Origin of the sequence: Mucilaginibacter sp. OAE612, from assembly GCF_041806395.1 — a bacterium.
Lineage (GTDB): Bacteria > Bacteroidota > Bacteroidia > Sphingobacteriales > Sphingobacteriaceae > Mucilaginibacter > Mucilaginibacter rubeus.
This window is the reverse complement of the sequence record NZ_JBGMUW010000001.1, coordinates 5,067,499-5,080,033: the sequence shown is the minus strand read 5'-3', so window position 1 is coordinate 5,080,033 and position 12,535 is coordinate 5,067,499. Positions and strand designations below refer to the sequence as shown.

Below are 12,535 nucleotides of genomic sequence, written 5' to 3'. Positions count from 1 at the left end.
GCGGTAAATTTAAGAGGGACGATTAATTCATGAAGTTGAATACAACCTATCAGGAGCAGTTTCAGTCGAGGCACATTGCTCCAAGCGCGGCCGACACGGCCAAAATGTTAAAAACCATCGGTGTAAGTACGCTTGATGAATTAATAGAGCAAACCATACCGCAAAAGATCAGGCTTGCCAAACCGCTTAACCTGCCCGCGGCAAAAAGCGAGTTCGATTACCTGAACACCTTAAAGCAAACAGCTTCAAAAAACAAAGTTTTCAAGTCATTCATCGGCAAAGGTTACTATGATGTGATTGTACCGGGCGTTATTCAGCGCAATATTCTTGAAAACCCCGGATGGTACACGCAGTACACCCCATACCAGGCCGAAATTGCACAGGGCCGCCTGCAGGCTTTGTTAAACTTCCAAACCATGGTTATTGACCTTACCGGTATGGAAATTGCCAATGCTTCATTGCTTGATGAAGGTACTGCCGCTGCCGAGGCTATGTTTATGCAATATACCTTGCGTAAAAACAACAGCGCCAACGTTTTCTTCGTTTCTGAAGAAGTGTTCCCGCAAACTATTGATATTTTAAAAACCCGTTCAGAGCCTTATGGCATTGAACTGAGAATAGGCGACCACCGTACCGTTGAATTAACCGACGATATGTTTGGCGCTATTGTACAATATCCTGCCGGCAATGGCGCGGTTTATAACTACGCCGATTTTGCTGCAAAAGGTCATGAAAAAGGTATTAAGCTTACCGTTGTTGCCGATATCATGAGTCTTGCGCTATTAACCCCTCCGGGCGAGTGGGGTGCCGATATCGTTGTTGGTTCATCGCAACGTTTTGGTGTACCGATGGGTTTTGGCGGCCCGCATGCTGCTTTCTTCGCTACTAAAGAAGAGTATAAACGTTCTATCCCGGGCCGCATCATCGGCGTTACTATCGACAGCGCCAATAATTATGCCCTGCGCATGGCCCTGCAAACCCGCGAGCAGCACATTCGCCGCGATAAAGCTACATCAAATATCTGCACCGCACAGGCACTGTTAGCTATTATGGCTGGTATGTATGCCGTATATCATGGTCCGGATGGTATTAAGCTTATAGCAGAGCGCATTCACGGCTTAGCAATATTATTAGCCAAAACCTTAGGGCAGCTTGGCTATGAGCAATTGAACGATGCTTACTTTGATACTGTTAAGTTTGATGTGGGGAACCTTGTTGGTCCTATCCATTCGGAAGCATTAAATAACGAAATGAACCTTAACTACGAAGGTTCAATAGTAACTATAGCAATTGATGAAACCACTTCGGTTGAGGATATCAAAACCATGGTAAGGTTCTTTGCCAAAGTTAAGGGTAAAACATTTAACGATGTTGATTTCGATGGCGTTAATGCAAGCCTTGAAACTGTTATTCCTACAGAACTTCAGCGTACTTCTGCATATTTAACGCACAGTCTGTTCAATACCCACCGGTCTGAACATGAAATGTTGCGTTATATCAAATCATTGGAGGCGAAAGATCTTTCGCTTTGCCACTCTATGATAGCTTTAGGCTCTTGTACCATGAAACTGAACGCTACCACCGAAATGGTACCTGTTACCTGGGCCGAGTTCAGTAAAATTCATCCATTTGCCCCAACCGACCAGGTTGGCGGTTATATGCAGCTGTTTGATGAGATCAACAATTGGCTAAGCGAAATCACCGGTTTTGCAGCCATGAGCCTGCAGCCAAATGCCGGTGCGCAAGGCGAATATGCCGGTTTAATGGTAATCCGCGCTTATCACAATGACAGGGGCGATAGCCACCGTAATATTGCTCTGATCCCTTCATCGGCACACGGTACCAACCCTGCATCTGCAGCTATGGCCGGTATGAAGATAGTGGTGGTTAAGTGCGATGATAACGGAAACATTGATGTTGCCGACATGCGCGCCAAAGCTGAGCAATACAAAAACGAGCTTTCATGCCTGATGGTTACTTACCCATCAACTCACGGCGTATTTGAAGAAAGCATCATTGAAATTTGCGAAATTATTCATGAAAACGGCGGCCAGGTTTATATGGACGGTGCTAACATGAACGCGCAGGTAGGTTTAACAAGTCCGGCCAATATCGGTGCCGACGTTTGTCACCTCAACCTGCATAAAACATTCTGTATCCCTCACGGTGGCGGTGGCCCCGGCATGGGCCCGATCGGTGTTGCAAAACATTTGGTTCCTTATTTGCCGGGTCATGCTGTGGTTGATATCGACAGAGGTAAATCAATCCATGCTGTTTCTGCAGCGCCATGGGGTTCTGCATCTATCCTCATCATATCACATGCTTACATTGCCATGATGGGTGCCGAAGGCTTGACTAACGCTACCCGTTATGCTATCCTGAATGCCAACTACATTAAAGCCAGGTTACAGGAACATTACCCTGTACTATATGCTGGTGCTAATGGCCGTTGCGCGCATGAAATGATCCTGGATTGCCGCTCATTTAAATCGGCAGGTATCGAGGTTACGGATATTGCTAAACGTTTAATGGATTATGGTTTCCATGCACCAACCGTATCATTCCCGGTTGCGGGTACGGTAATGGTTGAGCCGACTGAATCAGAGCCTAAGCATGAGCTCGACCGTTTTTGCGATGCCATGATCTCTATTCGTCATGAAATTGCCGATGTGGTTGACGGCCTGGCCGACAAAATAAACAATCCTTTAAAAAATGCGCCACATACTGTAGCTGTAATTACCGGCAACGAATGGGAGCACCCTTATACCCGTCAAAAAGCGGCATTCCCGCTGCCTTATGTTGCTGCCAACAAATTCTGGCCTTCGGTGGGCAGAGTTAATGACACTTATGGCGACAGAACGCTGATCTGCTCATGCCCCCCGCTGGAAGAGTATGAGTTTGAAGAAAGCGTGATTGAATAGCTTTTAAATCAACCCTCCCCTAAACAAGGAGGGTTTTTATTTTTCACACTAATATATATTATGAGTTTAGCTAATCCTGAAGGTAATTCAAAAGTCTCTCCCTTTAGGGGAGATTTAGAAGAGCTTATCGCTCAAACACCACAGCCCCCTTATTATGCGGTAATATTTACATCCCTACGTACCGGTGTAGAGCAAGGCTATAGCGATATGGCTGTTGAAATGGTTGAACTGGCCCGGCAGCAGGAAGGTTTTCTGGGCGTTGAATCGGCGCGTAACAATGTTGGAATAACGGTGTCTTATTGGCAGTCGGTAGAAGCTATTAAGAACTGGAAAGCTAATGCCCGGCACCTGTTTGCCCAGCAGCAGGGGCGCGATAAATGGTACCTGAATTATAAAGTACGCATTTGCCGGGTGGAGCATGACTACGCCTTTTAAATTCAATGGCTAATTTCTGTTCCGTATTTTTTTGAACTTTATTTAATTGGCCAGATTAAATAAAATATTCACGTTGCGGAGCCGTTTTAATGTATTGTTTTTTATAATTTACAACTATAAGGAATATAACCTTTTGAATTGTGGTCTCGTATAAAACAACGCGCTTAAATTTTAGATATGAATGTTAACAATAAAGCCATAAGTGTATTGCTGGTTGATGATGATGAGATAAATAACTTTATCTCCATAAAACTGATAAAGAAAGCTTTACTTAATACAGAAATTATGGCCTGCCTGAACGGAAAATATGCGATTGAGCAACTTTCTGATATCCAGAGAAAAGACCCTAATAAACTACCCGATTATATTTTGCTTGATATTAATATGCCCATTATGAATGGCTGGGAATTTTTGGATGAGTATAAGCGCCTCAACCTCGATCCCCTGGGCAAAAGCAAGATCTATATTATTTCATCATCTGTTTTCAGCAACGATATTAACAAAGCGCGTTCATATCCGTTGGTTAAAGATTTTATCTCCAAGCCGCTCAACGTTGAAAAGATAAAAGAACTTTTTGAGGTAGCTGCCGAAAATTAAGCCGGTTTAACCTTAAAATGGTCTCCTTCTGTTTCAACGGTTCCGATAGTGAATGATTTAGCATGGTAAAACAGGCATTTCCATCCTTCGGCGGCAGCCTTTTTACCATATTCTTCGCGCAGCATCATAGCCTTGCGGCCGTCCATATCGTATTTGGCTATGAATTTCCTCAACAGTTGCTCTGGTTCGGGAAGCTCATCACCGCCAAAAAATACTTTTTCGCTTTCTATATCAAACCAAAATACCTGATGCGCCGGGCAATGACCACCCGAATGTTCATACCTGATCCCTGGTTTAAACTCACCGCTGCCTTCAACGAAAGTTATCTTAGCTCCGGCCTGTAATGCTTCAAATATTTCAACATGGTATGATGAGCCTTTCCCGCTGATCCCAAACTCCCATTCCTGTTTATTGATCACATGTTCGGCCTGCGGGAAGCTGGGTACTAATTTACCGTTCCGCTCAACTACCAAACCGCCAGAGTGGTCATAATGCAGGTGCGACATCATCACCAGGGTTACGTCATCCGGATCGAAACCCGCATTACGGATGTTTTGGTGCAGCATGAGCTCGTCGCGGGTATCTTTAAAGCCCAGACCGGTATCCAATACAATCAGATCGGTTTTTGTTTTGATGAGGAAGGGGTTAACGTGAATAAACAACGAAGCCGGGCGATCTTTGGGGTTATCGGTTTCGGGATTGAACGGGATAAATTTCTTGGTTGCATCAACCGAATATGAGCCCTCACCTAAAGCAAAAAATTCCATAGTAAACGTAGTATCAGATTTTGAATGTACCTTTGGCTCTTTAACAGAGCATAAGTATATTTACTGTTTCAAGCTGCAAAGATATGAATAAACGTTGGGCGCTAAAGGATAATACAAACCATGATGATGTAATAAAATTAGCCGCCCAACTCAACATTGATACCGTACTAAGCGCTATGCTTGTGCAGCGTGGTATTACCACCTTTGAAGATGCCCGCTATTTTTTTAGGCCCGATCACCGGCACCTGCATGACCCATTCCTGATGAAGGATATGGAAAAGGCCATCCTCCGTATAGAACGGGCCATGGCAGCAGGCGAAAAGATCATGATCTACGGTGATTACGATGTGGATGGCACCACAGCGGTGGCGCTAACCTACAGTTTTTTCAGAAAGTTGTATACCAATATTGAATATTATATCCCCGACCGTTATAAAGAAGGATATGGGATATCTACCCAGGGAATTGACTATGCTGCTGAGCACGGTATTACCCTGATCATAGCGCTGGACTGCGGCATTAAATCAGTTGATAAAATTGACTATGCCAATGAAAAAGGCATTGATTTTATCATCTGTGATCACCATTTACCCGGAGCATCTATCCCGAACGCGGTAGCGGTGCTTGACCCCAAACGCGAAGATTGCGAATATCCATATAAGGAATTATCCGGCTGCGGCATTGGCTTCAAGCTGATCCAGGCCTACGCCGAAAAGAATGATATCCCGGTTGAAGAAGTAAACTGCTATCTCGACCTGGTGGTGATCAGCATCTCATGTGATATAGTTCACATCACCGGCGAGAACAGGGTGCTGGCTCACTTCGGCCTGCAAAAAATAAATACCGATCCGTGTATAGGCGTTAAAGCTTTAATGGAGATAGCAGGCAAGACAGGGACATATACTATATCAGATGTAGTATTTTCGCTGGGTCCGCGCATTAATGCAGCCGGCAGGATAGACGACGCCAAACATGCGGTTGAATTGCTGATAGCTACCGATAAAGACGTTGCCAAAGAAAAAAGCGCCATGATCAACGTGCGCAATACCGAGCGAAAAGGGCACGATCTTAACATTACCGACGAAGCGCTTGGCATGATAGAAAGTGATGAGGTGTTGATTGCCCGTAAATCGACGGTGGTTTTTAATGAAGACTGGCACAAAGGTGTTATCGGTATTGTGGCTTCGCGACTAACCGAAAAATATTACCGACCAACCATTGTGCTTACCCGTTCAAACGGGCATGTAGCCGGGTCGGCTCGTTCTGTTTTAGGATATGATTTGTATGAAGCGCTTTGTGGCTGCAAAGACCTGCTGATCCAGTTTGGAGGGCATAAGTATGCGGCCGGCCTTACCATGGCCCCCGAAAACCTTGAAGCTTTTATTGAAAGGTTTGAAGAGGTGGTAAGCTCTACCATAAAACCCGAACAATTGATACAGCAAATACAAATTGACGCCGAATTACGTTTAAGCCAGATAGAACCAAAATTTTTCAGGATCCTGAGCCAATTTGCTCCTTTCGGACCCGAAAATATGGCGCCGGTTTTCATAAGTAAAAATGTGTATGTTAGTGGTAACGCGGGTTTGGTTGGCGGCTCGCACATTAAAATGAGCGTAATGCAGGAAGGATCGGCAGCATTTGATTGCATAGCCTTTAACCACGGCCAGTACCTGGAACAATTAAGGCCGGGTGTTCCGTTCGAAATGTGCTATTCGATAGAAGAAAATGTTTGGCGCGAAAGAAGAACCATACAGTTGAATGTGAAGGGGATACGATTTGGAGATTAGAGGTTGGTGATTGGAGATTAGTTGGCTTGGTTCATGGTTGATAGATCATGGTTCATAGTCTGAAATTTTAATCAACAGAATCAGCAAAATCAAAATCATCAACGGTTAAATATCAGGGTAATCCATGAGTCCCATAAATCATGGTTCAGACAAAAAATGATACTAAGAGCAGATAATTTAGTTAAGAAATACAAGCAGCGTACCGTTGTTAACGACGTGTCTTTTGATGTGGCACAGGGCGAAATTGTTGGTTTACTTGGGCCTAACGGCGCGGGTAAAACCACATCATTTTATATGATAGTAGGTTTGATAAAACCTAACGAAGGCACTATTCACCTGGATAATGAAAACATAACCCAGGACCCCATGTACCGCCGTGCCCAAAAGGGCATAGGCTACCTGGCGCAGGAAGCGTCGGTATTCAGGAAGCTTTCGGTTGAGGATAACATCAAGGCCGTGCTGGAAATGGGCGATATGTCTAAAGAAAAGCAAAAAGATAAGCTGGAAGAACTGATCGATGAGTTTAGCTTGCACAAAGTGCGTAAAAACCGGGGCGACCTGCTATCGGGTGGTGAGCGCCGCCGTACAGAAATAGCCCGCGCGCTTGCTGCCGAGCCAAACTTTATCCTGTTGGATGAGCCTTTTGCCGGGGTTGACCCGATCGCGGTAGAGGAGATCCAGGCGATGGTGGCCAAACTGCGTACCCGCAACATCGGTATATTAATAACCGACCACAACGTGCAGGAAACGCTGTCGATTACCGACCGCGCATACCTGCTTTTTGAAGGTAAAATATTAGAATCAGGCGTGCCCGAGGTATTGGCTGAGAATGAAATGGTGAGGAAAGTGTATCTTGGGGCAAACTTTGTGCTTAAACGAAAGGTTTTTCCTCAATAATAACCCTATGACCCTCTTTAACTCCGTATTTACCTGGTTCATGAAAAAGCGTATCCACCAGATAGAGCTTTTTATGAAGTACCCTAATGAAGTGCAGGAAGAATGGTTTGAGCAACTGGTATCGGTTGCCGAAAATACAGAGTGGGGAAAAAAATACCAATATAAAAGTATCGAAAACCTGAACCAGTTCAAGGAACGGGTGCCTATACAAAATTACGATACGTTAAAGCCTTACATTGAGCGGATGCTTAAAGGTGAAAAAAATGTGCTGTGGCCTTCAGAGATCCGTTGGTTTGCCAAATCATCAGGTACTACCAGCGACAGGAGCAAATTTATCCCGGTAAGTGAAGAAGCGTTGGAAGAATGCCACTTTAAAGGCGGTAAGGACCTACTTACCATTTATTTCAATAATCAGCCTAACGCCCGTATGTTTACGGGGAAGATCCTAACACTTGGGGGCAGTCACCAGATCAGTCAGTTAAGTCCGGATACTTCCTTTGGAGATCTTTCGGCGGTGATCATGAAAAACCTGCCCATGTGGGCCGAATTTCACCGTACACCGCATTTAGACATCGCCCTGCTCGAAAACTTTGAGGAAAAAATTGAGAAGATAGCCCATGCTACCAAGGATGTTAATGTTACCAGTATCAGCGGCGTACCCACCTGGAACCTGGTGTTATTTAAACGCATCCTGGAGATCACCGGCAAAAATAACCTGCTTGAAATTTGGCCCAACCTGGAAATGTATTTCCATGGCGCGGTGAATTTTACACCTTACCGCGAGCAGTTTAAAAAGCTGATCCCTCACGAGGATATGTATTACCTCGAAAATTATAACGCTTCCGAAGGCTTCTTCGGCATACAAGATACCAAAGAGCCCGGCGATATGCTGCTGATGCTTGATTACGGTGTTTTTTACGAGTTTTTACCGATCGAAAACCTTCACGATGAAAACCCTGAAACGCTTACCCTTGATGAGGTGGAACTGAACAAAAACTACGCGCTCATCATATCAACCAATGCGGGCCTGTGGCGCTACATGATAGGGGATACCATTAAGTTTTCGTCGCTTTCGCCGTTCAGGATCCAGATCACAGGTCGTACCAAACATTTTATCAATGCCTTTGGCGAGGAGGTAATCATTGACAATGCCGAACGTGCATTGGACGAAGCCTGTTCACAAACCGGTGCCGTTATCAGGGAATACACGGCAGCTCCTGTTTATTTTAACGGCAATGAATGCGGTGCCCATGAGTGGATTATTGAATTTGAAAAGAAACCGGCCGAGTTTGAGCGTTTTGTTGACCTGTTGGATGAAACCCTGCGCCGTATCAATTCTGACTACGACGCCAAACGTTTTAAAGACCTGGCCCTTCGCCGCCCGATGGTACGCCGCGCACCTGATGGTACTTTCTTTAACTGGATGAGAGAAAAAGGAAAATTAGGCGGTCAGCATAAGGTACCACGCCTGGCTAATGACAGGGAATATGTGGACGCTATTTTGAAAATGATGGAGGGGGCTTTTCAGAATCAGGACTTTAAGAATTAAGAAGCAAGAAAAATATAAAGTTGTTATAGTGAGTAGCAGGCCGGAGGCCTGGGGATAGTTACCACTCGGCTGGAGCCGAGCGGTGGCGGAATAATAAAAAAATATATAAAAAAAACACGCTGATGCTCGGCTCCAGCCGAGTATCGACTATCAAGCGGCCTCTGGCGGCCGTAGTCAAAGCCTAAAATCAAACCTAAATCATATCAGAATTCAGAAAAGCCAATACAGATCGCCCGTTTTTCGTAACCCTCACGATAGTTGGCTGGATAGATATTTTCACCCGGTCTGAATATTGCGAAGAGTTTTTAAATAACCTGGAATTTTGCAGAAAAAACAAGGGCTTAAAGGTGTATGCTTATTGTATAATGAGTAGCCATATTCATTTGATTATTGAATGGGAGGAAGCAAAACTTCCGCAAATTATAAGAGACCTCAAAAGTTATACAGCTAAGCGTATTATAGCATTGATAACTAATAGCTATACGGAAAGCAGAAAAGAATGGCTGCTTTACATGTTCAGGTACTTCGCGAACAGCACTCAACAAAACAGCGAATATCAATTTTGGCAAAAGACCATGCATCCTACTGAACTAATAACTGCCAAAGTATTTGACCAGAAGGCAGAGTATATCCATAATAACCCGGTTGAAGCGATGATCGTTAATGATCCGATAGCATATGTGTATAGTAGCGCTAATCCTGACTCTGTGTTTAAGGTTGATGAGTGACCTTTTGTTTTGGTTACTGCGGCCGGGAGGCCGCGAAATAGTCGACACTCGGCAAGAGCCGAGCGTCAGCGTGGTGTATGTTGGGGAATAAACAAAAGGCGCCGGCGCTCGACTCCTGCCGAGTGCCAAACTATCAAGCGGCCTCCCGGCCGCCGTAGCTCAAATCTGGCAAGCCTCCCAAATCTTCACCGCCTCCACGGCCTCTTTCACATCATGTACCCTCAAAATATTGGTACCTTTCGTCAATGCAATAGTATTTAAAGCTGTAGTACCATTCAACGCCTCTTCCGCCGTATTCCCCAGTAAACCGTAGATCATCCTTTTACGGGAGATACCAGTAAGCACCGGTAAACCCAACATATTAAATTCATTCATCCGGCTCATCAGTTCATAGCTATGCTCCGCTTTTTTGGCAAAGCCAAAGCCCGGGTCGAGGATCACGTCATGTACGCCAAGCCGTTTTAATTCGCTGTATTTCGAGAGAAAATAATCAAACACTTCGCGAAATACATCATCATATTCGGTCAGTTGGTTCATGGTTTGCGGTGTGCCTTTCATGTGCATCAAAATATATGGCACTTGCAGGCGGGCAACAGTAGCAAACATGTCACCATCAAGCATGCCGCCTGATATATCATTGATAATATGCGCGCCGCCTTTTATTGCCGCTTCGGCAACCTTTGCCCGAAAAGTATCTATCGACATGATAGCTTCCGGGAATTGGGCAGCAATAGCTTCAACAACAGGCAATAGCCTGTCTGTTTCTTCCTGTGCTGAAATATCAACCGCTCCGGGGCGTGATGAATACGCGCCAATGTCTAAAAACGTTGCACCATCGGTCAGCATTTTTTCTGCTTGTTTTAAGGCTTCATCAACACCGGGTTTGCGGCTATCGGCAAAAAACGAATCGGGTGTAATATTGATAATGCCCATCACTTTTGGCGATGAAAGATCAATCAATCGGCCCCCGGCATTAAGTGTAACTTTTTTACTGAAAAATGTATTTTTAGTCACGGTTAGTTAAGTGTTGCAAAGTTATAATACGGCAAAGTTAACTAACTTTACAGGCGCAGGCTTCAAAACCTCCCAACATTTAAGCTTTACAACGTACAACAAACAAAACACATCATCTTTTGACTAATACAGCAGCAGAATACGAAGGCGTAATTAATATATGTAAGGGCCTTTTCATGAAAAAGACCCGCGATTACGGCACCGCCTGGCGCATCCTCCGTCCGCAATCCATTACCGATCAGATTTTTATCAAGGCCCAGCGCATCCGCACTTTGGAAGAGAAGAAAATTTCAAAAGTGGGCGATGATATCACCGGCGAATACATTGGCATTGTTAACTATTGTGTGATTGCCATGATGCAGCTGGAATGCGGCCCCGAAATGTCGACCGAGCTTAACCCTGATCATGTGAGCCAGATGTTTGACGAGAAGGTGAATGAAACCAAAGAACTGATGTTTGCCAAAAATCATGATTACGGCGAAGCATGGCGCGATATGCGCATCAGTTCATTGACAGATCTGATACTGATGAAACTGCTCCGCGTAAAACAAATAGAAGATAATCAAGGCCTTACAGAAGCTTCAGAAGGTGTAAAAGCCAACTACCAGGATATGCTGAACTATGCCGTTTTCGCGCTGATCAAGCTTAATATACATCTGGGCAAATAAAGCTTATGAAAAATACATCATCAAATAGCGCTGTAATATGGATCCCACGCTTATTGGTGGGCTTATTGTTTATATTTTCGGGAGCGATCAAAGCCAATGATCCGCTGGGCTTTTCGTATAAGCTGGTTGAGTATTTTGAGGTTTTTCATATGACTTTCCTCAATGGGCTTGCGCTTACGATGGCTATTGTGTTATGCGCGCTTGAAATGTTGCTGGGTTTCGCTTTACTAATAGGTGCCCGCGCTGTTAAAGTTGCCTGGGGCTTGTTATTGTTGATTATCTTTTTTGGCTTTTTAACTTTTTACTCGGCCTTTTTTAAAGTGGTGCAAACCTGCGGCTGCTTTGGCGATGCCATTCCCTTAACACCATGGCAGTCCTTTAGTAAGGATATGGTTTTGCTTGCTTTGGTGCTGGTATTGTTTGTAAAGCGCAAAGAAATTAAGCCATTATTTAGCGCGAAGGTTGGCGATAAGTGGCTGATCTGCGCTGCCGTAGTTTCGGTTGGCATCGGCGTATACACCTACAACTTTTCGCCGGTCATTGATTTTTTGCCATATAAAATAGGTGCTAACCTACCCGATGAAATGAAGATCCCGCCTGGTGCACCTCTTGACGAGTTTGAACTTACCTATCACCTCAAAAACAAAAAGACTGGCGCTACCAAGGTAATGAACGATAAGGAATATCTTAAAAGTAATATCTGGAAGGACGCCAGTTGGGAAGTTGTTGGTGACCCGGAAAACCGCCTGGTGAAAAAGGGATATGAGCCTAAAATTCGTGACCTGGCTATCCAGGATGAACAGCGGAACGATTATACCAAAGAATTACTTTCGAGCCCTTTTTATAGCCTGTTCATTGTAGCCTATGATTTGAGCGAAACAGATAAAGATGCGATCAACCGTCTCAACGCATTGGCAATCAATTTAACCGATAATTATAATATCCGTACCGTACTGCTCACCTCAAATTCCGCAGCCGATGCCAAAGCGTTTGCCAAAGAGCATAAGCTGATCAGCGAAATCTTTTATGCAGATGGTGTTCCGCTGAAATCAATGGTGCGTTCCAATCCGGGCGTTTTGTTAATTAAGAATGGCACCGTTATTAATAAATGGCATTATCATTCGGTGCCTAAATACGAAGACATAGTAAAGGAATACTTACAGAAATAACCA

Annotated in this window: 11 protein-coding genes; 9 read left to right on the top strand and 2 right to left on the bottom strand. The window is 44.5% G+C overall.

Features of this window, described 5'->3' with window-relative positions; all coding sequences use genetic code 11:
- Window positions 1-29: 29 nt before the first annotated feature.
- From gcvP to ABID99_RS20965, 3 genes are all read left to right on the top strand, one after another.
- Window positions 30-2,921 carry an aminomethyl-transferring glycine dehydrogenase gene (gene gcvP, locus ABID99_RS20975; protein WP_090534181.1) on the top strand — a complete coding sequence of 964 codons (2,892 nt, stop codon included), beginning with the start codon at window positions 30-32 and terminating at the stop codon, window positions 2,919-2,921.
- A gap of 60 nt (window positions 2,922-2,981) precedes the next feature.
- Window positions 2,982-3,356 carry an antibiotic biosynthesis monooxygenase gene (locus ABID99_RS20970; RefSeq protein ID WP_373615009.1) on the top strand — a complete coding sequence of 125 codons (375 nt, stop codon included), beginning with the start codon at window positions 2,982-2,984 and terminating at the stop codon, window positions 3,354-3,356.
- A 177-nt stretch (window positions 3,357-3,533) separates the two neighbouring features.
- Window positions 3,534-3,953 (top strand): response regulator, encoded by a 420-nt coding sequence (locus ABID99_RS20965; RefSeq protein ID WP_090534180.1) that lies wholly within the window; start codon window positions 3,534-3,536, stop codon window positions 3,951-3,953.
- On the opposite strand, the gene ABID99_RS20960 is transcribed toward ABID99_RS20965, so the two are convergent.
- A complete protein-coding gene (locus tag ABID99_RS20960) occupies window positions 3,950-4,720 on the bottom strand; it encodes an MBL fold metallo-hydrolase (protein WP_090534178.1) in 771 nt (256 codons plus the stop codon). The genes ABID99_RS20965 and ABID99_RS20960 overlap by 4 nt on opposite strands.
- An 83-nt stretch (window positions 4,721-4,803) precedes the next feature.
- Here ABID99_RS20960 and recJ point away from each other — a divergent pair, with 83 nt between their 5' ends.
- From recJ to ABID99_RS20940, 4 genes are all read left to right on the top strand, one after another.
- Entirely contained in the window at window positions 4,804-6,507 is a 1,704-nt protein-coding gene (gene recJ, locus ABID99_RS20955) for a single-stranded-DNA-specific exonuclease RecJ (RefSeq protein ID WP_373615007.1), read from the top strand.
- A 156-nt stretch (window positions 6,508-6,663) separates the two neighbouring features.
- Entirely contained in the window at window positions 6,664-7,404 is a 741-nt protein-coding gene (gene lptB / locus ABID99_RS20950; protein WP_090534174.1) for an LPS export ABC transporter ATP-binding protein, read from the top strand.
- Window positions 7,405-7,411: 7 nt separating this feature from the next.
- Window positions 7,412-8,953, top strand: a complete 1,542-nt coding sequence (locus ABID99_RS20945; RefSeq protein WP_188834616.1) for a GH3 auxin-responsive promoter family protein — start codon at window positions 7,412-7,414, stop codon at window positions 8,951-8,953.
- A 197-nt stretch (window positions 8,954-9,150) separates the two neighbouring features.
- Window positions 9,151-9,681, top strand: coding sequence for a transposase (locus ABID99_RS20940; protein ID WP_308421711.1), 531 nt, complete (start codon window positions 9,151-9,153; stop codon window positions 9,679-9,681).
- 159 nt (window positions 9,682-9,840) lie between these two features.
- On the opposite strand, the gene folP is transcribed toward ABID99_RS20940, so the two are convergent.
- Window positions 9,841-10,695, bottom strand: coding sequence for a dihydropteroate synthase (folP, locus tag ABID99_RS20935; RefSeq protein ID WP_373615006.1), 855 nt, complete (start codon window positions 10,693-10,695; stop codon window positions 9,841-9,843).
- Between the two features lie 176 nt (window positions 10,696-10,871).
- Between folP and ABID99_RS20930 the strand changes: the two genes are divergently transcribed.
- Window positions 10,872-11,363 (top strand): DUF1599 domain-containing protein, encoded by a 492-nt coding sequence (locus tag ABID99_RS20930; protein ID WP_090534301.1) that lies wholly within the window; start codon window positions 10,872-10,874, stop codon window positions 11,361-11,363.
- A gap of 5 nt (window positions 11,364-11,368) precedes the next feature.
- Entirely contained in the window at window positions 11,369-12,532 is a 1,164-nt protein-coding gene (locus ABID99_RS20925; RefSeq protein ID WP_274986810.1) for a BT_3928 family protein, read from the top strand.
- Window positions 12,533-12,535: the final 3 nt, after the last annotated feature.